The 20,212-nt window shown below is 70.1% G+C and carries 24 protein-coding genes; 17 read left to right on the top strand and 7 right to left on the bottom strand.

From position 1 onward, the window contains the following. Nucleotides 1-34: 34 nt before the first annotated feature. The 3 genes from dnaB (at nt 35) to P696_RS0110895 (ending at nt 3,819) form a co-directional block, all read left to right on the top strand. Nucleotides 35-2,659, top strand: a complete 2,625-nt coding sequence (dnaB, locus tag P696_RS0110905; protein WP_026412370.1) for a replicative DNA helicase — start codon at nt 35-37, stop codon at nt 2,657-2,659. Nucleotides 2,660-2,674: 15 nt separating this feature from the next. Next, nucleotides 2,675-3,217 (top strand): DUF6817 domain-containing protein, encoded by a 543-nt coding sequence (locus P696_RS0110900; RefSeq protein WP_026412369.1) that lies wholly within the window; start codon nt 2,675-2,677, stop codon nt 3,215-3,217. 164 nt (nt 3,218-3,381) lie between these two features. After that, the gene (locus P696_RS0110895; protein WP_051467368.1) at nt 3,382-3,819 is read left to right on the top strand and encodes a DoxX family membrane protein; all 438 of its coding nucleotides are present in this window, start codon (nt 3,382-3,384) and stop codon (nt 3,817-3,819) included. Nucleotides 3,820-3,887: 68 nt separating this feature from the next. Here P696_RS0110895 and P696_RS0110890 read toward each other — a convergent pair whose 3' ends face one another. Then, nucleotides 3,888-4,256 carry a nuclear transport factor 2 family protein gene (locus P696_RS0110890; RefSeq protein WP_026412367.1) on the bottom strand — a complete coding sequence of 123 codons (369 nt, stop codon included), beginning with the start codon at nt 4,254-4,256 and terminating at the stop codon, nt 3,888-3,890. A gap of 138 nt (nt 4,257-4,394) precedes the next feature. Between P696_RS0110890 and P696_RS0110885 the strand changes: the two genes are divergently transcribed. From P696_RS0110885 to P696_RS44675, 3 genes are all read left to right on the top strand, one after another. Continuing rightward, nucleotides 4,395-5,453, top strand: a complete 1,059-nt coding sequence (locus tag P696_RS0110885; RefSeq protein ID WP_211245690.1) for a DMT family transporter — start codon at nt 4,395-4,397, stop codon at nt 5,451-5,453. A gap of 105 nt (nt 5,454-5,558) precedes the next feature. Further along, nucleotides 5,559-7,028 (top strand): AlkA N-terminal domain-containing protein, encoded by a 1,470-nt coding sequence (locus P696_RS0110880; protein WP_026412365.1) that lies wholly within the window; start codon nt 5,559-5,561, stop codon nt 7,026-7,028. Between the two features lie 25 nt (nt 7,029-7,053). Continuing rightward, nucleotides 7,054-7,566, top strand: coding sequence for a methylated-DNA--[protein]-cysteine S-methyltransferase (locus P696_RS44675; protein WP_051467294.1), 513 nt, complete (start codon nt 7,054-7,056; stop codon nt 7,564-7,566). A gap of 63 nt (nt 7,567-7,629) precedes the next feature. Here P696_RS44675 and P696_RS44670 read toward each other — a convergent pair whose 3' ends face one another. Continuing rightward, complete coding sequence (locus tag P696_RS44670; protein ID WP_084337219.1) at nt 7,630-8,172, bottom strand: DUF3995 domain-containing protein; 543 nt, start codon at nt 8,170-8,172, stop codon at nt 7,630-7,632. Between the two features lie 229 nt (nt 8,173-8,401). Between P696_RS44670 and dnaN the strand changes: the two genes are divergently transcribed. Next, the gene (dnaN, locus tag P696_RS0110865; RefSeq protein WP_026412364.1) at nt 8,402-9,550 is read left to right on the top strand and encodes a DNA polymerase III subunit beta; all 1,149 of its coding nucleotides are present in this window, start codon (nt 8,402-8,404) and stop codon (nt 9,548-9,550) included. A 22-nt stretch (nt 9,551-9,572) separates the two neighbouring features. Here the strand turns inward: dnaN and P696_RS0110860 are convergent, their stop codons facing one another. Both P696_RS0110860 and P696_RS0110855 read right to left on the bottom strand, forming a co-directional pair. Next, on the bottom strand, nt 9,573-10,631 hold the full coding sequence (locus tag P696_RS0110860; RefSeq protein ID WP_026412363.1) for a WD40/YVTN/BNR-like repeat-containing protein: 1,059 nt from the start codon (nt 10,629-10,631) through the stop codon (nt 9,573-9,575). 135 nt (nt 10,632-10,766) lie between these two features. After that, nucleotides 10,767-11,330 carry a helix-turn-helix domain-containing protein gene (locus P696_RS0110855; protein WP_026412362.1) on the bottom strand — a complete coding sequence of 188 codons (564 nt, stop codon included), beginning with the start codon at nt 11,328-11,330 and terminating at the stop codon, nt 10,767-10,769. Nucleotides 11,331-11,402: 72 nt separating this feature from the next. Between P696_RS0110855 and P696_RS0110850 the strand changes: the two genes are divergently transcribed. The 4 genes from P696_RS0110850 (at nt 11,403) to P696_RS0110835 (ending at nt 14,274) form a co-directional block, all read left to right on the top strand. Then, on the top strand, nt 11,403-12,062 hold the full coding sequence (locus tag P696_RS0110850) for a B3/B4 domain-containing protein (RefSeq protein WP_026412361.1): 660 nt from the start codon (nt 11,403-11,405) through the stop codon (nt 12,060-12,062). Then, nucleotides 12,062-12,925 (top strand): EamA family transporter, encoded by an 864-nt coding sequence (locus tag P696_RS0110845; protein ID WP_026412360.1) that lies wholly within the window; start codon nt 12,062-12,064, stop codon nt 12,923-12,925. The genes P696_RS0110850 and P696_RS0110845 overlap by 1 nt, the downstream gene beginning before the upstream one ends. 52 nt (nt 12,926-12,977) lie before the next feature. Beyond that, nucleotides 12,978-13,616: a class I SAM-dependent methyltransferase gene (locus P696_RS0110840; RefSeq protein WP_026412359.1), complete on the top strand. Its 639-nt coding sequence runs from the start codon at nt 12,978-12,980 to the stop codon at nt 13,614-13,616. 160 nt (nt 13,617-13,776) lie between these two features. Beyond that, entirely contained in the window at nt 13,777-14,274 is a 498-nt protein-coding gene (locus P696_RS0110835) for a hypothetical protein (protein WP_157429618.1), read from the top strand. Nucleotides 14,275-14,636: 362 nt separating this feature from the next. On the opposite strand, the gene P696_RS0110830 is transcribed toward P696_RS0110835, so the two are convergent. Then, nucleotides 14,637-14,882, bottom strand: coding sequence for a GntR family transcriptional regulator (locus P696_RS0110830; protein WP_026412357.1), 246 nt, complete (start codon nt 14,880-14,882; stop codon nt 14,637-14,639). Between the two features lie 144 nt (nt 14,883-15,026). Between P696_RS0110830 and P696_RS0110825 the strand changes: the two genes are divergently transcribed. Continuing rightward, nucleotides 15,027-15,293, top strand: a complete 267-nt coding sequence (locus tag P696_RS0110825) for a hypothetical protein (RefSeq protein ID WP_157429617.1) — start codon at nt 15,027-15,029, stop codon at nt 15,291-15,293. Nucleotides 15,294-15,412: 119 nt separating this feature from the next. Continuing rightward, nucleotides 15,413-15,736, top strand: a complete 324-nt coding sequence (locus tag P696_RS0110820) for a hypothetical protein (protein WP_026412355.1) — start codon at nt 15,413-15,415, stop codon at nt 15,734-15,736. A 74-nt stretch (nt 15,737-15,810) separates the two neighbouring features. Here P696_RS0110820 and P696_RS44665 read toward each other — a convergent pair whose 3' ends face one another. Both P696_RS44665 and P696_RS44660 read right to left on the bottom strand, forming a co-directional pair. Beyond that, on the bottom strand, nt 15,811-16,707 hold the full coding sequence (locus P696_RS44665; RefSeq protein WP_034484122.1) for a glycosyltransferase: 897 nt from the start codon (nt 16,705-16,707) through the stop codon (nt 15,811-15,813). Further along, complete coding sequence (locus tag P696_RS44660; protein ID WP_026412354.1) at nt 16,707-17,561, bottom strand: GntR family transcriptional regulator; 855 nt, start codon at nt 17,559-17,561, stop codon at nt 16,707-16,709. The genes P696_RS44665 and P696_RS44660 overlap by 1 nt, the downstream gene beginning before the upstream one ends. Nucleotides 17,562-17,688: 127 nt before the next feature. Here P696_RS44660 and P696_RS55775 point away from each other — a divergent pair, with 127 nt between their 5' ends. The 4 genes from P696_RS55775 to P696_RS52260 are packed head-to-tail and all read left to right on the top strand — an operon-like array spanning nt 17,689 to nt 20,209. Continuing rightward, on the top strand, nt 17,689-17,850 hold the full coding sequence (locus P696_RS55775; protein ID WP_157429616.1) for a hypothetical protein: 162 nt from the start codon (nt 17,689-17,691) through the stop codon (nt 17,848-17,850). A gap of 47 nt (nt 17,851-17,897) precedes the next feature. Further along, entirely contained in the window at nt 17,898-18,182 is a 285-nt protein-coding gene (locus P696_RS44655) for a WhiB family transcriptional regulator (protein ID WP_034484121.1), read from the top strand. 30 nt (nt 18,183-18,212) lie between these two features. Beyond that, a complete protein-coding gene (locus P696_RS0110795; RefSeq protein WP_026412353.1) occupies nt 18,213-19,130 on the top strand; it encodes a DUF4097 family beta strand repeat-containing protein in 918 nt (305 codons plus the stop codon). After that, nucleotides 19,130-20,209: a DUF2637 domain-containing protein gene (locus P696_RS52260; protein WP_051467292.1), complete on the top strand. Its 1,080-nt coding sequence runs from the start codon at nt 19,130-19,132 to the stop codon at nt 20,207-20,209. The genes P696_RS0110795 and P696_RS52260 overlap by 1 nt, the downstream gene beginning before the upstream one ends. Nucleotides 20,210-20,212: the final 3 nt, after the last annotated feature.

The following is a 20,212-nucleotide window of genomic DNA, read 5'->3' as shown; positions in this document are numbered from 1 at the left end:
GCCGCTGGCGCCCGAGGTGAGGGGGATGCCCGGGATGAGTGTTTCCGAACTCGAACCCGGCGACCGGGAGTTCGAGCGGACACCGCCGCACGACATCGCGGCCGAGCAGGGAGCGCTCGGCGGCATGCTCCTGTCCCAGGACGCGATCGCCGAGGTGATCGAGGTCCTGCGGACCGCCGACTTCTACCGCCCCGCGCACCAGATCATCTTCGACGCGGTGCTCGACCTCTACGGCCGAGGCGACCCCGCCGACGCCGTCACCATCGCGGGCGAGCTCACCAAGCGCGGCGAGATCGGCCGCGTCGGAGGCGCCCCCTACCTGCACACCCTCATCTCCTCGGTGCCCACCGCGGCCAACGCCGGCTACTACGCCAGAATCGTCCGCGAGCGCTCCGTCCTGCGCAAGCTCGTCGAGACCGGCACCCGCATCGTCCAGATGGGCTACAACGCCGACGGCGCCGACGCCGACGAGATCCTCGACCGCGCCCAGGCCGAGGTCTTCGCCATCGCCGAGAAGCGCTCCGGTGAGGACTACGTCCCGCTTTCCGAGATCATGCCCGGCGCCCTGGACGAGATCGAGGCGATCGGCAGCCGCGGCGGCCAGATGGTCGGCGTCCCCACCGGCTTCGCCGACCTCGACGCCCTGACCAACGGCCTCCACCCCGGCCAGATGATAGTCGTGGCCGCCCGACCTGCGATGGGCAAGGCGTTGGATTTGTCCACAATTGTCCCAACTCCAACGGGTTGGACGACTATGGGCGAAATCGAGGTTGGCGATTTCGTGATCGGCGCGGACGGCAAGCCCACCCGGGTCGTCGCCGCGACCGAGGTCATGCACGGCCGCCCCTGTTATGAGGTCGAGTTCTCCGACGGCGAGGTCATCGTCGCCGACGCGCAGCACCAGTGGCGAACGACCACGCGCGCCAGCCGCCGCCAGCAGAAGGAGGGGCAACGGCCCTCGTACTACTGGCCGGACGAGGCGATCAACCGGGTTCGCTGGGCCACGGCCGACGCCAACGGCGGTCCGCGTCGCCTCATCACGCATCGCGAGGCGATGGCCGAGGTCGGGGCGGAGTTCAAGCACGCCCTCTATTCGGTGACCAGGGAACTTGGGCATCAGGGAAGGGCGGACACCAGTCTTTCCAAGCGCCAGCCGCGGTATGAAGCCACGAGCCTTTACCGTGGACTGCTCGGGCATGCGGTGCGGATGAAGAACCAGACGACCAGAGCGGTGCATCGGCCCATCAAGACGACCGCGGAGATCGCTGCCACGGTTCGGTGTGGTGGCGACCATCGTCCCAACCATGCGGTCGCCCTCGCCGAGCCTTTCCAACTGGACGAAGCCGACCTGTCCGTCTCGCCGTATGTCCTCGGCGCCTGGTTGGGCGACGGGGACAGCTGGCACGGGGCGATCACCTGCTTCGACGAGGAGATCCTCGGCGAGATCGTCGCCGAGGGACAGCAGGTGACGCGCCACAAGGCACCGGGGCGATTCGGGTTGCCCAGGCTTGTAGGACGCCTCAGGAAACTCGGGGTTCTTCGGAACAAGCACATTCCGGCGGAGTATCTGCGGGCGTCGGAGGCGCAGCGGCGGGCGTTGCTGGCCGGGATGCTCGACACGGACGGGTATGTCTCCGAGATCGGTCAGGTGCAGTTGGCGTTCGTCAACAAGCGGCTGGCCGAGGACGCGCACGAGCTGATTCTCAGCCTCGGCTACCGGGCGACGATGACGACCAAGCCGGTGAAGGGGCGCTGCGAGGAGACGTCGACCTTCTACCGGATCAATTTCACGCCGCACGATCCGGTGTTCAGGCTGCCGCGGAAGCTGGCGCGGCAGCGTAAGCGGGTGGATCCGAAGGCGCGTGTTCGTTACATCGTGGATGTGCGGCCGGTGGCGAGTGTGCCGGTTCGGTGCATTCAGGTGGACAACGCCGATCACATGTACCTGGTCGGGCGGTCGTGCGTGCCGACGCACAACTCGACGCTGGCGCTCGACTTCGCGCGGGCGGCGTCCATCAGGCATGGGTTGACCTCGGCGTTCTTCAGCCTGGAGATGGGGCGTAACGAGATCACGATGCGTCTGCTGTCCGCGGAGGCGCGGGTGGCGCTGCACGCGATGCGTTCCGGCACCATGCAGGACGAGGACTGGACGCGGTTGGCGCGGCGGATGAGCGAGGTGGCCGAGGCGCCGCTGTTCATCGACGATTCGCCGAACATGTCGATGATGGAGATCCGTGCGAAGGCGCGGCGGCTGAAGCAGCAGCACGATCTTCGGCTGGTCGTCATCGACTATCTGCAGCTGATGACGTCGGGTAAGCGGGTGGAAAGCCGTCAGGTCGAGGTTTCGGAGTTCTCTCGTCAGCTGAAGCTTCTGGCCAAGGAACTGCAGGTCCCGGTGATCGCGCTTTCGCAGCTGAACCGTGGTCCCGAGCAGCGGACGGACAAGAAGCCGATGGTGTCCGACCTTCGTGAGTCCGGAAGCATCGAGCAGGACGCCGACATGGTCATTCTGCTGCACCGTGAGGACGCCTACGAGAAGGAGTCGCCGCGTGCGGGCGAGGCCGACCTGATCGTGGCGAAGCATCGTAATGGCCCCACGGCCACGGTTACCGTGGCTTTTCAGGGGCACTACAGCAGGTTCGTGGACATGGCTCAGTAGGGACCGGGGGCGCTCATGTGGGGTGCGATCGCGCTGTTGGAGGGCAAGGGCGCCGGGGTGATCCGGCATCCGGGCGGGACACTGCTGGCCCATCTACGGCGGGTGCATGGGCGGCTCGAGGAGTGGGGCGCGCGCGAGGAGTTGCGGGTCGCGGGTTTGTGTCACGCCTTTTACGGGACGGACGGTTTTGTTGTCTCGTTGGGTGATGTGGCGCGGCGGAACGAGCTTTCCGTGGTGATCGGGGCGGCTGCTGAGCGGCTGGTCTATGTGTACGCGTCTTGCGATCGGGGACGGTCGTATCCAGGGCTTGTCGCCGGTGGTGAGTTCGTTGATCGGTTCACGGGTGAGAGCGTCGAGCTGGCGGGCGGGGAGCGGCGGGATTTCGCCGAACTCACGGTCGCCAATGAGCTGGACGTCGTCGATGCCGGGTCGTTGAACGCGGACCAGACACGCGGTCTGTACGAGTTGTTCGGGCGGTGGCGGCCGTTGTTGAGCGCCGGTGCCGCCGAGGAGGTGGAGCGGCGACTCTCAGGTTCGCCGGGACGGGGAGACGGCTAGGCCGGGCGGGCTTGGCCGTGCTGGTGTTGTGGCGGGTCAAGGGGCGGGCAAGTTCTGGGCATCGGGCGATTCCACCCGGTCGGGGTGGGAAGGGGAGCCCCAGCGGGCCCGGACCGTCGCCGCCCGGGGCCGAGGTGCTCCTGTCGCGCGATCGGAAGGCCGTCATGTCGATTCTGGCTCGTCCGCACCAGATGCCGATGCGGATCATGACCGGGGCGTTCATCCTGAACTCCGGGCTGGGGAAGATCCGCAACACCGAGGAGATGGCGGACGGCATCCATGGCACCGCCGTGACCGCCTACCCGTTCCTGAAGGACTGGGAGCCGCAGAAGTTCACCCGGATGCTCGGCACCGCCGAGGTCGCGATCGGTGCGACGCTGCTGACGCCGTTCGTCCCGTCGCTCCTGGCGGGGGCGGCGTTGACCGGTTTCTCCGCCGGGTTGCTCGGGCTCTATCTGAAGCTTCCGGGGATGCGTGAGGAGGGCGGCCTGCGCCCGACCCAGCAGGGCATTCCCTTCGCCAAGGACTCCTGGCTGCTGGGCATCGGGCTCTCCCTGGTCATGGACGCGTGCAGCGGGAAGAAGCGCCGCGGCCACCACTGACCACCGGGTAGGGCGGCGGGGTGGGCGGATGTCCGCCACCGCCCCGCCGGTGCCTGTGCCCGGGCGGCTCACGCGGCCGCGGGGACCTTGTCCAGGAAGCCGTGGACCTGGACGATCCGGCCGTCCGCGTCGAGCACCGCGACGTCGAAGCCGACGACGGGGGCCTCGGTGCCCTCGGGGCCGAGTTCCCAGGTGAAGCGGACGATGTCGTGGTGCGCGTCGACCGGGCCGAGCAGGCGGAACACCAGACCGGGGAACTGGCCCTGCGCCCCGGCGATCAGCGCGTCGATCGCGTCCCGGCCCTCGACCGCGGCGAGCGGGTCGGTGTAGGCGGCGCCCTCGGCGAAGATCTCGTCGATCGCGGCGCGGCGCGCGGTGGCGTCGGTCTCGTTCCAGGTGGCGATGTAGCGCTCGATCTGCTGCTGCACGTTGTTCATGATCTTCCCTTCCCGTCGGGGCCGTCCCGACGTGTTCAACTCTGGCGTGGTGCGCGAGGAAGATCGATTACCTCCCGGGTCATGACGTCCGGTGTATCTCGTCCCAGGTAGGGTCGGCCGTCCGAGGAGGGGGTGCGGTTGAGCGCTGGGACGATGACGATGGCGGACGCGCGGGCCTGGGGGCGCGCGGCGGCGCGGCGGCGCCGGATGGGCGCGACGTGGCCGGGCGGCGGCGCGACGGCGTCGATCGGGCTGGGCGTGCTGGGCGCGCTGTTCTTCTCGTCGTCCTTCATTGCGAACCGGTTGATGGCGGTCGGCGGCGGCGCGTGGGAGTGGACGGCGTCGCTGCGTTTCCTCTACTCGTTGCCGATCTTCCTGGCGATCGTCGCGGTGCGCGGTGCTCGCGCGAAGGGCGCACTCGCCTCAGATACGGCTCCGGGTGTGGGGCTGGCGCCGGTCTTCGGGGCGCTGCGGGCCGCGCCGGGGCGCTGGATGCTGTGGAGCACGGTCTGTTTCGGCCTGTTCTACGCGCCGCTGTGCTTCGCGGCGACGACCTCGCCTGGGTGGATGGTCGCGGCGACGTGGCAGGTCACGATCGTGTGCGGGGTCGTCCTGGCGCCGCTGCTGTACGGACGGGGCGACGAGCGCGGCCGGGTGCCGATGCGTGGGCTGGCGCTGTCCGGACTGATCCTGGCCGGGGTGTTCCTGACCCAGCTCGGCGGCGGGCAGTCCGCGCTGACCTGGAAGGCGGCGCTGGGCGTCGGGGCCGTGCTGTTCGGCGCGGTCGCGTACCCGGTCGGCAACCGGCGCGCGATGGACCTTGCCGGGGACGGTCTGGACACCTTCCAGCGGCTCGCCGCGATGTCCCTGGCGAGCCTGCCGTTCTGGCTGGTCATCGCGGTGATCGGCGGGATCCGGGCGGGGCTGCCGACGGCCGGGCAGATCAGCGCGACGGCCGTCGTCGCGGTGTTCTCGGGCGTGATCGCGACCACGTTGTTCTTCGCGGCGACCCACCGCGAGCGCTCCCACCCGATGCGGCTCGCCGCCGTGGAGGCCACCCAGGCCGCCGAGGTGGTGTTCGTGGCGATGCTGGAGCCGGTCCTGCTGCGCTCGTCCGCGCCGGGCATGATCGGCTGGGTGGGAATCGGGGCGATCACGGTCGGGGTCATGCTCTATGCGCTTGCCGGGAAGCGTTGACCTGCGGCGACATGAGGTCCTCGCGGGGGCGGGCGAGGTGGCGGCGGTGATGTTGATGTCGGTTTTCCGCTAGTGAAAGGTCCGGTCCTCGGTGATGCTGGAGGCATGCATGAGGACACGGAACGGTGCGTGCGGGCCGTCCAGGCGAAGGACGCCCGGTTCGACGGGTGGTTCTTCACCGGGGTGGTGACGACGGGGATCTACTGCCGTCCGAGCTGCCCGGCCGTCCCGCCGAAGCCGCAGAACATGCGCTTCTACCCGAGTGCGGCGGCGGCGCAGCAGGCCGGCTTCCGGGCCTGCAAGCGGTGCCGCCCGGACACGAGCCCCGGTTCGCCGGAGTGGAACCATCGCGCGGACGTCGTCGGCCGCGCGATGCGCCTGGTCGCGGACGGCGTCGTCGACCGCGAGGGCGTGCCGGGACTGGCGACCCGGCTCGGCTACAGCACCCGGCAGATCGAGCGGCAGTTGCGCGCCGAGCTGGGCGCCGGGCCGCTCGCCCTCGCCCGGGCGCAGCGCGCGCAGACCGCGCGGCTGCTGATCGAGACGAGCGCCCTGCCGATGTCGGACGTGGCGTTCGCTTCCGGATTCGCTTCGATCAGGGCGTTCAACGACACGATTCGTGAGGTCTTCGCCCAGACGCCGACCGAATTGCGTGATCGGGTGGCTCGTGGCCATCCGGCCGCCGCGAACGGGACGTTGTCGCTGCGGCTGCCGTTCCGCCAGCCGTTCTATCCGGACAACCTGTTCGGGCACCTCGCCGCCACCGCCGTCCCGGGTGTGGAGGAGTGGCGGGACGGCGCGTACCGGCGGACGCTGCGCCTTCCGCACGGCCCCGGCGTCGTCGCGCTGAAGCCGACCCCGACGTACGTGGCCTGCACGCTCACCCTCACCGACCTGCGTGATCTCACGATCGCGATCAGCCGCTGCCGGTGGATGCTGGACCTGGACGCCGACCCGGAGGCCGTGGACGAGCTGCTGTCCGCCGACGAGGTGCTGGAGCCGCTCGTCCGGAAGGCTCCCGGACGGCGCGTGCCACGGACGGCCTGTGGTGCGGAGTTCGGGATCCGGGCCGTCCTGGGGCAGCAGGTGTCCACGGCCGCCGCGCGCACCCACGCGGCGCGCCTGGTGCGCGCGCACGGGGAGCCGGTGGAAGACCCGGGCGGCGGCCTCACCCACCTGTTCCCCATGCCCGAGGCGCTCGTGGGGCTGGATCCGGAGAACCTGGCGTTCCCCGAATCCCGCCGGACGACCCTGAAGGCCCTGGTCACGGCCCTCGCGTCGGGCGACCTGGACCTCAGCGTCGGAGCGGACTGGGACGAGGCCCGGGCGAAACTGGGGGAACTGCCCGGTATCGGGCCGTGGACGACCGAGACCATCGCGATGCGGTCGCTCGGCGACCCGGACGCGTTCATCGCCTCTGACCTGGGGATCCGGTACGCCGCGCGGGCCCTCGAGTTGCCCGTCACCCCGGCCGCGCTGACGAGGCGCGCGGCGGCGTGGCGGCCCTGGCGCTCGTACGCTGTTCAGCACCTGTGGGCGACGGGCGACCACGCCATCAACACGATTCCCGCATGACATCCCGCACGAAACGAGATCTGCTGTGAACACCCACGTCGTGATCGACAGCCCGGTCGGGCCGCTGACGCTGGTCGCGGACGGTCCGGAACTGGTCGGGCTCTACATGAACAAGCAGCGGCACCGTCCGGAGGAGGGCACCTTCGGCCTGCCCGGAGATCCCGGGGACGAGCCGTTCGCGTCCGTCGCGTCCCAGCTCACGGCCTACTTCGCCGGTGAGCGGCACGAGTTCGAGCTGCCGTTGAAGCTGAAGGGGACCGAGTTCCAGCGCCGTGTCTGGGACGCCCTGACCCGGATCCCGTACGGCGAGACCGTGACCTACGGCGAGCTGGCCACCGAGCTGGGCAACTCCGGCGCGTCCCGCGCGGTCGGCCTGGCCAACGGCCGCAACCCGATCGGGATCATCGTCCCGTGCCACCGGGTCGTCGGCTCGACGGGCAGCCTCACCGGCTACGGAGGCGGGATCGAGCGCAAGCGGTTCCTGCTCGACTTCGAGCGTTCGCACCAGTCCGCCGAGGAGTCCGCTGTTCTTTTCTGACCGTCAGGCCACGTACGTGTGACCGTCAGGCCCCCCAAGGGCGGGGTCTGGCGGTCGCCGCGTCTAGAAGGTCCGGCGACGGCGCATGAGCCAGGTGGCGAGGCCGAACAGCACGCCGCCCGCCATGAACCACGGCTCGTACAGGAACGTGACGAACCGCTCCTCCGCGCTGAGGGCCGCCGCATCGCGCGCGCCCGTGGAGAGCGCGACCCAGTCGGGGACGCTGGGCAGCGCGTGGAGGACGAGCAGCCCCGTCGTCCCCCAGAGGGCGGCGTTGAGCGTCCGCTGCGGCAGGCGTTCTCCCCAGGGGCGGATGAGCGCGAGCGCCATTCCGGCCGCGACGAGCGACGCGGGGATGGCGATCACGTCGATGACGAGGAGCGCGGGCGTCCCGTAGATGCTGCGTCCGTTGGGGAGCCCGAGCCGTCCGTCGGCGAGCCAGTACACGTGGACGGCGGAGAACAGCACACCCCAGAGCGCGGACGCGTGGACGGCGACCCGTCCGAGCGGGGATCGCGGCCCGGTCGTCGCGCGACGGCGTCCACGCTCGGTCAGGACGTCGGTGAGGGGCCGGACGACAGCGGGGCGGGCTGTGCTGATCTGCATGCTTCGATCCTGCTGGGACGGCCCTGGCCCGTGCTTCCCCCGCGTCGGCGATCCGGGTCCCCCGTGCGGGTGAGTTCCGGCGTGAGGGTTCGCGTGGCGTGAGGGTTCGCGTGGCGTGAGGTTCGCCCGGCGTGAGGTTCGCCCGGCGTGAGGGTTCGCCCGGCGTTCTGTCGGTGGCGGCCGCTAGGGTTCGGGGCGCTGCCGGATTTCGACCAGCGAGGGGGAGAACATGGAGTTCCGGGTTGACCGTGGGGCGCTCGCCGACGCCGTGGCCTGGGCCGCCCGCACGCTTCCCGCGCGTCCGGCGCAACCCGTCCTCGCGGGCCTGCGCCTGGTCGCGGACGCGGGCGGCGGCCTGGAGCTGGCCGGGTTCGACTACGAGGTGTCCGCGCAGGCCAGGGTGGACGCCGACGTCAGCACGCCCGGCCGCGCCCTGGTGCCCGGACGGCTGCTCGCCGAGATCGTCCGCAGCCTGCCCGCGCAGCCGGTCGAGTTCCTGACCAAGGACGCCGAGCTCGTGCTGCGCTGCGGCAGCGCCGAATTCGGCCTGCAGACCATGCCCGTCGAGGACTACCCCACCCTCCCCGAGCCGCCCGAACGCGCCGGGACGGTCGCGGGCGACGCGTTCGCCGCCGCGGTCGCGCAGGTCAGCCCTGCCGCCGGGCGCGACGACACGCTGCCCATGCTCACCGGCGTCCGGCTCGATCTCGACGGCGACACCATGTGGCTGGCCTGCACCGACCGGTACCGCATCGCCGCCCGTGAGCTGACCTGGTCCCCGGACGCGGCCGACTTCCGCGCGGGCGTCGTCGTGCCCGCGCGGACGCTTGCCGACACCGCCAAGGCCATCCGGCCGGGCGCGACCGTGTCGCTGGGCCTGTCCGGCAAGGACGACACGCTGATCGGGGTGTCCGGCGGCGACCGCAGCATGACGACCCGCCTGCTCGACGACCAGTACATCGACTACCGCAAGCGGATCACAGGCGACTGGACGTCGGTGGCCCGCGTCCGCGCCGCGACGTTCGCGGAGGCGATCAAGCGCGTCGCGCTGGTCACCGAACGGAACACCCCCGTCCGGCTGGCCTTCACCGGCACCGAGGTCAACATCCGCGCCGCCTCCGGCGACGCCGCCCGCGCGAACGAGTCGATGTCCGCCGAGCTCGACGGCGACGGCATCGACATCGCCTTCAGCCCCCAGTACCTGCTGGACGGCCTCGCCGGCATCCACTCCGAGTACGCCCGCCTCGAATGCGCCGGCCCGACCAAGGCCGCCCTGCTCACCGGCATCCCCGACCCCCAGAAGGACGGCGAGGAGCTCGATCTCGACGCCGACACCGGCTTCCGCTACCTCGCCATGCCCGTCCGCCTGACCTCTTGATCTCCGGCCCTGATCACGGCCGTCAGACGTCGTTGGGCTGGGCCGTGACGGCCGTGGGGTCGGACGCGTCGGAGGCGCCCTCGTCCGTGCGGGTGCCCGCCAGCCAGAGGGTGTGGTCGGGCGCGAACGCCGAGGCCATCCAGACGGTCGACCCGCGGCTGGGCAGGACGGTCCAGCGGCGTCCGTCGAAGCGGGCGGGGCCGCCGTCACCACCGGCGATCCAGACGTTGTCGGAGGCGCGCGCTGAGACGGTGTTCGCCGAGGTCAGAGGGGTCTTCACGCGAGACCAGCGACGCCCGTCCCAGTGCAGGACGCCTTGCCCGCCAACGGCCCAGACGTCGTCGGGCGAGACCGCCGAGACACCGGTCAGCGGCCCCTTCGCGGGGCTCGGGACGCGGGTCCAGGCACGCCCGTCGAAGTGGAGGACGAGGCCGGCGCGGTCGGCGGACCCGACGGCCCAGACGTCGTCCGGGGCGACGGCCGTGACCGCGACGAGCCGTCCACGCGGGATATCGGGAATGTCGGACGGCTCCCATGACGTGCCATCCCAGCGGAAGGCCCGCGGACCGTGCGGAGTGGCATGCCCCACCGCCCAGGCGCACCCGGACGGCCCCGCCGGCGCGACCGCGGTGAGGACGAGGCCGCGCAGCAGGTCAGGAGCGTCCCAGGACGTCCACGCCGAACCCGTCCAGTGCCGGATGAGGCCCACGTCGACCCGCTCCAGCCGGTCGTAGGCGCCCCCGACGGCGATCACCGTCCCGCCGTCCGGACGGGGTGTGGACGCGGGCGCGGGAACACAGGCGACGGACCGCAGGCGCGCCCCCACAAGGGCCGCGGACGCCAGGGACGACTCGGACGGATCCGGAATGACCGTCCAGGACGTGCCATCCCAGCGCGCGGCGAGTGGCTTCTGGCCGACCAAGCCCACGACCCAGACGGCCGACGGGCAGGCGGCGATGCCGGAGAGCAGGGACCCCGTGCCGGGAAACGGCGGCAGCCCGCCCGAGGACGCGGTGCCGGGGGAGAGCGACATCACCGCGCCGGTCAGTCCCGTGCGGGCCCGGGTCGCGTTCCGGTTCACCGTGTGCAGCCCCTCGTGAAGGTGAGAACGACATTCCCGTCGAAGGATCATCAACGGTCCGGGGGCGTCTTGACAAGCGTCCCCCACCTCGTCAACGCGTGAGCCGCTTTGGCCCGTTCCAGCTGATCCGGCCGGTTACAAGTCCTGTACCGCGAGGATGAAGCGCACTGTCTCGGAGGTGTCGTTTCCGTAGCCGTGCCCGCGGTCGCCGGGGAAGAGCGCGGCCGATCCCGCGGGAACGGGTTCGGCGTGGCCGTCCACGTGCAGCGTGAGCGTGCCGGACTCGACGTGCACGATCTCCTTCGTGCCCGGCTTGTGCGCCTCGCTCTCGCGCAGCTCGCCGGGCCGCAGCTCCCAGCGCCACAGCTCCATGGTCGGGCCCGGATCGGTGCCCGCGAGCAGTGTTCCGGTGCCGCCGGACTCGCCGTGCCACAGCACCGCCTGCCGCGCGGGCGAGAACAGCCGGATCGGCGGCTCGTCGGCCACCTGCACCAGCCGGACGAGCGGCACGCCGAGCGCGTCCGAGACCCGGATCAGCGTGCTCAGGTTGGGGTTGCCGCGCCCCTGCTCCAGGTTGACCAGCACGCCCTTGCTGACGCCCGCGCGCTCGGCGAGCTCGTCGAGGCTCCAGCCGTGACCGGTGCGCAGCGTCCGGACGGTCCGCGCGACGGCGCCGCCGACCGCCTGCTGTTCGCTCATCCGCGTCACCCTACCTTCGGTCGATATAATGGTATACATAGTTCGCTGAAATGACCGGAAGGGGTGCCCGCCATGCTGGACCAGATCGTTGTCGACGCCACGGTACGCGAGCTGCGTCCCGACTTCGCCGTGCTCCTCATGTCCGCGGAAGGCCTGGTCAACGGCCCTTCGGACGCCACGTCCGAGGGCTGGTTGAAGGCCGCCGCGTCCGCCGCCGACCCGTCCGACCCGCATGTCCAGGCGTGGCACGAGGCCTACACCGCGTTCGGCGCGAAACCCAAGCGCACCCGTCCGTCCGTGGACGCCCTGCTCCGGCGCGCCGACGCCCTCCCCGCAATCAACCGCGTCGTGGACGCCTACAACGCCGTCAGCGTCGAATACGCGCTTCCCATCGGCGGCGAGGACATCGACCACTACGAAGGCCCTGCCCGCCTCGTGCGCGCACGCGGGAACGAGCCGTTCGACGTCATCGTCAGCGGCGAACCGGCCGTCGAGTACCCGTCCGAGGGCGAAGTCATCTGGCGAGACGACAAGGGCGTGACCTGCCGCCGCTGGAACTGGCGGCAGTGCGTCCGCACCCGCATCACCGAGGACACCAAGAACGCCCTGTTCCTGTTCGAACGCCTCGAGCCGTACCCGATCGACCGCCTCCGCGCCGCCGGCGACGCCCTCGCCGACCGCCTCCGCGTGATCTCCCCGGACGTCCGGATCGCGACCAGGCTGCTCGACTGATGGTGACGCTCCTCGCGCTCGGGGCCGCCCTGTCCTACGGCGTCGCCGACTTCCTCGGCGGCCTGGTCACCCGCCACTCCAGCACGTTCAAGGCGCTGCTCTGGTGCGTCCCTGCCGGGCTCGCCGTCCTGTTCGTCTCCGCGCTGCTCACCGGCCGCGTCCCCACGACCGCCTCGCTGGCCTGGGGTTTCGCGGCCGGGATCGCGGGCGGCGCGGGCCTGATGACCTTCTACCGGGCGCTCGCCCGCGGCCCGATGTCGGCCGTCGCGCCCGTCTCCGCGCTCGCGTCGGCGCTGCTGCCGATCGGGGTCGGCGTCGCGCGCGGCGAACGCCTGGACCCGACCGTCCTCTCCGGCGTCCTGCTCTGCCTCGTCGCGATCGGCCTGGTCAGCATGGAGAAGTCGGACGGCCCGTCCGAGAGGTCCCGCAACCGGTTCGACAACGGGCCGCTCATGGCGGTCGTCTCCGGCGTCGGCTTCGGCCTGTTCTTCATCATGGTCAAGGCCGCCGGGACGGACGGCGGCCTCTGGCCCCTCGTCGCGGCCCGCGCCGGAAACCTCAGCATCGTCGCGATCGCCCTCGCCGTGGTCCTCGCGCGCGGGGGAGCCCCCGGGACGGGCGTCTCCGGACGCCGCCTGATCGGCCTCGCCGTCCTGTCCGGCACCCTCGACGCGTCCGCGAACGCCCTGTACTACCTCGCGGCCAACAGCGGCCTCCTCAGCCTCGCGGCCGTCCTGACCTCGCTCTATCCGGCGATCACCGTCCTGCTCGCCCGCATCGCCTTCAGCGAGCGCCTCCGCGCCGTCCAGCGCCTGGGCCTCGCCCTGGCCGCGACGGGTGTGACCCTGGTCACCGTCGGCTGATCTCCCCGAACGGCCGTCCGCTCATGATCGCCTGACCCTAGAGTGGACGGCCGTGCCCGAATCCTCCTCATACGTCAGCGCCACCGCGGCCGCCTACGACGCCGTCGCCACCGTGTACACCGAGTTCGTCCAGGGCGTCCTCGACGACCAGCCACTCGACCGCGCCGTCCTCGCGGCATTCGCCGAACTCGTCCGCGCGTCCGGCAACACCACCGCCGTCGAGGTCGGCTGCGGACCCGGCCACATGACCGCCCACCTGCGCGAACTCGGCCTGGACGCGTTCGGCCTCGACATCGCCCCCGCGATGATCGACATCGCCCGCGCCGCCTACCCGGGCCTCCGCTTCGACCTCGCCTCCATGGACGCCGTGGACGCCCCCGACGCCTCCCTCGGCGGCGTCATGTCCTGGTACTCGGCCATCCACACGCCCCCGGCCGAACTCCGCCCCTACCTGGACGAGTTCCACCGCGTCCTGGCCCCCGGCGGCCACCTCCTGCTCGGCTTCTACTCGGTCGACGGTCCGGACGTCGTCCCCTTCGACCACAAGGTCGTCACCGCCTATCGCTGGCCCCTCGACGCCCTCGCCGCGCTCGCGGCCGAGACCGGCTTCACCGAGGTCGCCCGCGCCCGCCGCGAACCGGCCCCCAACGAACGCCACCTCCAGGGCCGCCTCTTCCTCCGCCGCACTTGATCACCACGTTCCGGACGTGAAGGATGAATCGCCACGACCGGTGCGGCTCCGTCCCTCGACGACCTGACGGAGTCGTACCGGTCGCGGCCGTTCGTCCGGCAGGAAACCTTCCGGCTCGCCGCCGACGCGCCGGACGTGAGGAAGGGGCGGATCCATGTCCATGACGACCCAGGCCGCGCTCACGGTGCTCCCTGTGACGGCCGGCGCGTTGATCGGATTCGTGCCCACCTACCTGATGGAACGCCGCCGCGAGCGCGAAGCCCTCAGAAAAAGGTGGGACGAGCCGATGCACCAACTCTGCTCCGAAACCGTGGTGTGCGTCCGGAAGATCCTTTACGGACGCAACCAGGTCAAGTATTCGGACGCCGACAAGGACGTCGTGCTCAGCGAAATGGAGGACGACTACCAGCGGCTCCCCCTGCTCGTGGAGCAGATCAGACTCCTGGGGACCAGGGATCTGCAGGTGGCGGCACGTCTGATGCTGCGCCACGCCTACGCCGTCCGGCTCGAGGCCCGCGGAGAGCCCGACCCGAGGGCCGACGAGTACTCGAAGATCCCCTACGAACGCCTCGTCGACGCGGTCCAGCAATTCCGCGTCGAAGCGCGAAAGCAGCTCCGCGTGGAAACCCCCGAAGAGATCGCCCGGGAAGAGCCCTGACCGTCAGCCCACGCCGAGCCGCCGCGCGCCTCACCACCCCGGCCCCGAACAACGGAAAAGACCGCTGAGCTGCAGCTCAGCGGCCGTTTTCGCCAGCGGTGGCGGTGGGATTCGAACCCACGGAAGCTTGCACTTCACACGCTTTCGAGGTCTGCGTGTCCTCGTACGCGCATGATCGCGCTGGTACGGACTGCCAGTTCACGGCCCCTCTGCCAGTCAGGCGAAGTCTTCGGCGCACCCGCCCGAACGAGCCCGAACGCAGCGCAATTGAGACTAGAACTGAGACTGTGCGGCTTTCTGTCGTCCCAGGTGAACGGACTGTCGGGCCGGGCTTGCGCCCCATTTAGCGCAGGGGCCGCGCGTCAGTCCTCGGCCTCTGGAGCGGTGACGAAGGTGCCCTTGCCTCTCACGGTGTGGACGAGGCCGCGTTCGACCAGGAGGGCCACGGCGGAGCGGGCGGTTGGGCGTGAGACGTCGAACTCGTCGCAGATGGCGGCCTCTGACGGGATGCGGCGTCGGGGCGGGTAGGTGCCATCGGCGATCCGAGTAGCCAGGACCGTCGCGATCTGCTCGTAGAGCGGTTCGGGACCATCAAGATCGATGCTCACAACACGACCGTAGGCAGGCTAGGACGATGCTTATCGTCATGTGATGTGAGCTGACAACACCTGACAAGTGTTTTACGCTTGGCCCACATCCAGCGGAAAGACGGCCTCGGCCGTCCTCGCCGCACATGACCGATGGGGGTCTCGATGCAGGGCCGCATGTGGACGCCGCCGCCGATCTACTCATGGGACGTCACCACGGACGACGCTTCGGAGGGCGGCGTGACGGGTGACCGAGAGGAAGCGCTCGCGGCCGTTAAGGCGGCGTTGCAGCGTGCTCCGCGCGGCGCTGAGGGCGTGGTGGATCGGGTCGCGCTCTCCCCGCTCGGCTGGACCACGTACGTCCCGCTGAACCCCATCGCACGCGCTCGGCGTGACCGCGAATCCGGCGACGTGGTGTGGGCAGAGCTATGAACTGGGGCCCGCCTCGCTTCGCGGAGCCGCCGTCATGGCGCGCTCACCGTCCCCTCCCGACCGCTCCGGCCTGGCACGGGAGGGCCAGGCCGGAGCCATCAGCAAGTGAGGTACCGACTGTGACCGACACACCCACTACCGCAGATCCGCTCGCGGCCTTGGCCGCGCTCGCCGTCCGCCTGGCCGTCCACGGACTCCGGACCGAACTCGTCGAGGCCGGACTCCGCGTCTCCAATCCCAATGCGCCCGGCTGTTGCGACGACGTTCGGCACCCCAGCGACGTCATCACCTGCCGCCCGCACTCGGCAGGTTCCTCGCAGCGCTGGTTCTTCACCAGTTGGGGCGAGGCCCTCGCTCCTGCTCACCACCTGGACGACGCGCTTGCCCTCATTCGGGCCAACCTCACTCCGGCCGACGACCGTGAGCAGGAGGCGGTGACGTAGCGGCCCGGAGCCGACTCATGCGAGAGGGCCGGCCTCCCCCACTCGGGGAGACCGGCCCTCTTCAGTTGTTGTGGCTACTTCGAGGCGAGGCGGCGGTACAGGGCCGTACGGGACTCGGCCAAGATCTCGCGCTCGAACTCCTGCGGGTCGTGCTCCTCGGACCGGTAGCGCGCCATGAGGGCGTGTGCGTCCTCGTACCAGTCCAGCAGGGGCCGGACTTCGGCTTCGGCGATTCGGCCTCGGCGCTGTGCTTCTGAGATGAGCAGTTCAAGCTCTTGGTGCATGAGGTCAGGCTTGGGGCGCTGTGGGTTCACCCAGTCGTCCGAGAGCACTGGCCTCAGCGTCTTCGCGTGCTCGTTCCAGTGCAGCAGGATGGCGAGGTCTGCCGTGAAGTCCTCGGGCATCGTTGTGGGCCATAGGTGCCGCAGGGCCGCCCTTTGGCCGGACCACGGGCTAGAGCCGATGCGAGGCAGCATTTCCGGGAAGAGGTATCCGGCCACCGGGGCGAAGAACGCCTGTAGCCAAAGCTGCGGGTACAGCGGACGCCAGTACAGATCCGAGATGCATGCATCGGCGATTCCGTTGAGAAGCGGGTCGATGAGGGTGGCAGCAAGGGGCGGGTCGCCGAAGTACTGAATGTCGCCGTCGATCAGACACACGATGTCGCCGGTGGTGGCTTCCAGCCCGGCCGTCATCGCCGCGCCCTTGCCAACAGGAGCCTCTACCACTCGGGCGCCCGCGCGGGCAGCGAGCTCGGCCGTCGCGTCCGTGCATCCGCTCGCGCTCACGGTGACATCGCCGGATACGTTCAGGACCTTGAGCGCGCGCTGTGCGTCGCTCACGACCTCAACGATGGTGGCTTCCTCGTTGTGCGCGGGGATGACGATGCTGACGCTGGCGTCGGACCGCGCAAGAGTCCGCTCGGGTTTGAGGTCGAGACCCAGGGCCGGATCGATCGTGGGGCGCTTCACTAAAGGTCTCCCTTTTCCAGGTCGAACCGAGGATGGTCTTCGGGCCAGCGCGTCAGCGTCTCGGTGAAGACGAGTTCTGTTCTGTCGGCGGGGTACCAGGCGTCGGATACCTCGACCACTCTGTCGTTGATGTCGATCGACTGAGTGCGAGTCCGGAGCATCGGGATGCCTTCTTCCATCCCCCACCGCTGGCGGTCTCCCGCCGTGGGCTGCTCTGCGATGACTGACCGGACGAACTTTCCGAGCTCGATTCCGACTGTGTAGAGCTGATGCGTATGCCCTCCCGGCCACGGCTCTTTCGTCTCGTCCAAGAGGTCGGGATTTCCGTGGATCAGCTCCACGGGGATGTACGAGATGCTGAAGGACAAGCGATGTCCCGACTTCGGCTCGGTCATCTCATACGTCCGCTGGCAGAGGTCGCTCCCTTCCGGGATGCTGAACTCCTTGGCCAGCTCAGCACTCGCAGGAATGATCTCGTAGCGCGTCGTCGGGATGACCTCTTCGATGGGGACGCCGGAGATCATCTCGATTGCGCCGCGCTTGGCCCGCTCGGCACGAGGCCGCAACGCTAGGTCCTTCTGCTCCTGCGCGAAGCCCGTCCAGAGCTTGGCCCGGGTCGGCGGAGTTCGGACGGTGGACGGCTTGCCTCGCGAGCTCGTGATGAGCCCCTCGGCGCGAAGCACACCCAGGGCCTCGCGGACGACCCCGTCCGCACAGCTCCATGCCTGCTGTAGTGCGCCGATCGTGGGGAGCCGGTCCCCCGGTCGCAGCTCTCCCGACTGGATGCGTTCGCGCAGGTCGTTCGCGATCTGGTGATGGACCGGGAGCACGCCGGTCGCTGGCTCTGCCCTCATGCACGCCACCTTACAAGGTTCGCTAGTTCGGTACCGAACCCTTGCGTTGATCGACTCGGCGGGTTACGGTCATCGCAAGTTCGGTACCGAAGTACCTAACTAGCGAACAACCCCCCGGAGGCTCTGCATGTTCCCCCAGCAGACGAACAAGCTCCCGCAGTACCTGATCACCGGCGTCGTCGTGGTCTTCGTCTGGACCAACCCCGAGCAGGCGGCCGACATGGTCAACCACCTGTTCCACGTCATCCAGGTCATGGCGAACAAGCTCGGCAGCCATCACGCCGGTTGATCCACGGCTCTCGCCAATCCCCCCGACTCTCGACCTGCGAGGAACTCATGAACCTGCACCCGAGCAAGCTCTCCGCCACCGACCTCATCGCCGCCGGACTGGTCGGCGCGGAATGCGCCTACGACTCCGAGCTCCACACTGGCCCGCGCCTGGTCATCGAGACGACCGAGGAGAGGGCCGCCCGGGAGGACGTCGCCAAGGACGTGTGCCTCTCCTGCCCGGTCCGCTCCAAGTGCCTCGTCCGCGCCCTCGGCGTCGCGCCGCGCTCCGGCGTCTGGGCCGCCGTCTCCGCCAAGGACATCTCGCGCCGCTCGCTGAACACCGCCGCCTGACTCGCCGCCCGTCCAGCAAGGAGATTCCCGATGACCTTCCGTTCTCTCTCCGCTCCCAAGTCCGGCCCGGTCTACCTTTCCGTTGACCTCCCGATCGGGTCCGTCGAAGTGATCTCCGAGCCCGGCCGGACGGTCGCCGAGGTGACCGTTACCGCGACGGGGACGAGTCCGGCGCTCGCCGAGGCCGTCCAGGACGCCACGCTCGTGTGGGACTCCGAGCGCGACACGCTCTTCCTCCGCGTGCTCGACGCCGCGAGCGGCTCGCAGACCGTCATCCAGACGAACGGCTCCGTCCACGTCGGACGGGGCACGGTTGTGACCCAGATCGGCAGGGTCAACGGCACGCTCGACTTCGGCGGCGACGACATCACCATCAACGGGGTGAGCGTCGGCGGAACGACGGTCATCGGTGGAGACGCCGGAGACCTTCGGGTCACGGCGCGCGTGCCGGAGCTGTCCAGCGTCGTCGTCAAGACCCGCGCGGCCGACCTGGACGCGTCCGGCCTCTACGAGGGCATCAAGTTCGAATCGACCTCGGGCCATCTTCGCGCCGGACGCACTCGGCACCTCATCGCCGAGACCGTCTCGGGGAGTGTGCGCGCTGATGTCGCCGAGCACGCCAACGTGCGCAGCACCTCCGGGCGGGTCCGCGTCGGCCGGACGGCCGACATCCGGGCGAAGAGCGTGTCGGGTGACATCGACGTCCACGCATTCCACAGCGCCGGGACGACCGGCGTCGCCTCGCTCACCGCAACGTCCGGGGACGTCACCGTCACCGCGACCGGCCCCGGAACGGTCGAAGCGGAGTCCGTGTCCGGGGACGTCGAGGTCATCGCCGGTCCGGACTGTGACGTGGACGCGCTGCGTGTGGACGCCCGTAGCCGGGTCGGCCGTGTTCGCACCCCCGCCGTCTTCGCCGCCACGAGCCGCGCCTTTGGAGGCTTCTGATGACTGTCACGTCGATGTCCCCGCCGCCGTCTTTCGGCGACTCCGCCGAGGCGGACGGGCCGTCGCTTCGTCGGCTCACTCAGAACGAGTTCACGGCTGTTGCCACCGTGGCCGCTCTGGTCACTGTCCTCGGTCTCCTCGGGTTCGTGAACAGCTTCGCGGCTGTCGCCGAGGCTGCGCGTCCGTCCTTTGGACGGCTGTCCTGGTCGGTGCCGCTCGGGATTGACCTCGGGATCGCGATCTTCGCCGCGCTGGACATCGTCCTTGCTCGGCTGGACATGCGGGTTCGGTGGCTGCGGTTCATCCCGTGGACGCTGACGGCCGCGACCGTGTATCTCAACGTTGCGGAGCAGGGGACGCCGTTCGGGAAGGTCGCTCACGCTGTCCTGCCGTGCCTGTGGGTGCTGGCGGTGGAGATCGGGGCGCATGTCGTCCGGGTTCGGGCGGGGGTGGAGAACGGGACTCGGATGGACAGCATCCGGCCTTCTCGCTGGTTGCTGTCTCCGTTGCGGACGGCTGCGCTGTGGCGTCGGATGGTGCTGTGGGAGATCCGTTCCTACCGGGACGCCCTCGCCCGTGAGCGCGCCCGCCTTCTCGCCCTGACCGAGCTTCAGGACTCCTATGGAGCGATCAAGTGGCGGTGGAACGCTCCTCGCCGTGTCCGGACCCTGTACCGGCTCGGCGAACTCGTCCCGGCCGCCGTCCCGGACGAGACCCCCGCGATCGAGGCGGGACCGTCCGAGGACGAGAGCGCGGACGAAGAGCCTGAGCCGTCCGGGACGGACGAGACGCCCCGTCCGCCGAAGCCCACGCGGACGAGTCCGCGCCCGAAGCGCGGACGCTCTCGCCGTCCGTCCCGGACGGACGCGCCGGACGTGAGCGACTTGTTGCCGCTCGGTTGGCGCATCGTCGCCGACCTGGACGCCAAGGGCGAGGCGCTCACGCGGGACACCCTCGCCGCTCAGCTCCGCGACGCTGGACAGCCCGCCGGTAACGCCCGTGTCGGTGCCCTGCTGACCCGCCTCAAGACCGAGACCCCCGCTGAGCCGAGCACGCCCACCACGGAGGAGGCAGCCTGATGA

The organism is Actinomadura oligospora ATCC 43269, from assembly GCF_000518265.1.
Lineage (GTDB): Bacteria > Actinomycetota > Actinomycetes > Streptosporangiales > Streptosporangiaceae > Spirillospora > Spirillospora oligospora.
Note: the sequence above shows the minus strand (reverse complement) of the source record. Positions and strands in the feature narration are given on the sequence as shown.

What these genes read in the sequence shown, in the direction of transcription:
- dnaB (WP_026412370.1), top strand. Translation starts at nt 35, where the DNA reads ATGAGTGTTTCCGAACTCGAACCCGGCGACCGGGAGTTCGAGCGGACA.
- P696_RS0110900 (WP_026412369.1), top strand. Translation starts at nt 2,675, where the DNA reads ATGTGGGGTGCGATCGCGCTGTTGGAGGGCAAGGGCGCCGGGGTGATC.
- P696_RS0110895 (WP_051467368.1), top strand. Translation starts at nt 3,382, where the DNA reads ATGTCGATTCTGGCTCGTCCGCACCAGATGCCGATGCGGATCATGACC.
- P696_RS0110890 (WP_026412367.1), bottom strand. Translation starts at nt 4,256, where the DNA reads ATGAACAACGTGCAGCAGCAGATCGAGCGCTACATCGCCACCTGGAAC.
- P696_RS0110880 (WP_026412365.1), top strand. Translation starts at nt 5,559, where the DNA reads ATGCATGAGGACACGGAACGGTGCGTGCGGGCCGTCCAGGCGAAGGAC.
- P696_RS44670 (WP_084337219.1), bottom strand. Translation starts at nt 8,172, where the DNA reads ATGCAGATCAGCACAGCCCGCCCCGCTGTCGTCCGGCCCCTCACCGAC.
- dnaN (WP_026412364.1), top strand. Translation starts at nt 8,402, where the DNA reads ATGGAGTTCCGGGTTGACCGTGGGGCGCTCGCCGACGCCGTGGCCTGG.
- P696_RS0110855 (WP_026412362.1), bottom strand. Translation starts at nt 11,330, where the DNA reads ATGAGCGAACAGCAGGCGGTCGGCGGCGCCGTCGCGCGGACCGTCCGG.
- P696_RS0110850 (WP_026412361.1), top strand. Translation starts at nt 11,403, where the DNA reads ATGCTGGACCAGATCGTTGTCGACGCCACGGTACGCGAGCTGCGTCCC.
- P696_RS0110845 (WP_026412360.1), top strand. Translation starts at nt 12,062, where the DNA reads ATGGTGACGCTCCTCGCGCTCGGGGCCGCCCTGTCCTACGGCGTCGCC.
- P696_RS0110835 (WP_157429618.1), top strand. Translation starts at nt 13,777, where the DNA reads ATGACGACCCAGGCCGCGCTCACGGTGCTCCCTGTGACGGCCGGCGCG.
- P696_RS0110825 (WP_157429617.1), top strand. Translation starts at nt 15,027, where the DNA reads ATGCAGGGCCGCATGTGGACGCCGCCGCCGATCTACTCATGGGACGTC.
- P696_RS44660 (WP_026412354.1), bottom strand. Translation starts at nt 17,561, where the DNA reads ATGAGGGCAGAGCCAGCGACCGGCGTGCTCCCGGTCCATCACCAGATC.
- P696_RS55775 (WP_157429616.1), top strand. Translation starts at nt 17,689, where the DNA reads ATGTTCCCCCAGCAGACGAACAAGCTCCCGCAGTACCTGATCACCGGC.
- P696_RS44655 (WP_034484121.1), top strand. Translation starts at nt 17,898, where the DNA reads ATGAACCTGCACCCGAGCAAGCTCTCCGCCACCGACCTCATCGCCGCC.
- P696_RS0110795 (WP_026412353.1), top strand. Translation starts at nt 18,213, where the DNA reads ATGACCTTCCGTTCTCTCTCCGCTCCCAAGTCCGGCCCGGTCTACCTT.
- P696_RS52260 (WP_051467292.1), top strand. Translation starts at nt 19,130, where the DNA reads ATGACTGTCACGTCGATGTCCCCGCCGCCGTCTTTCGGCGACTCCGCC.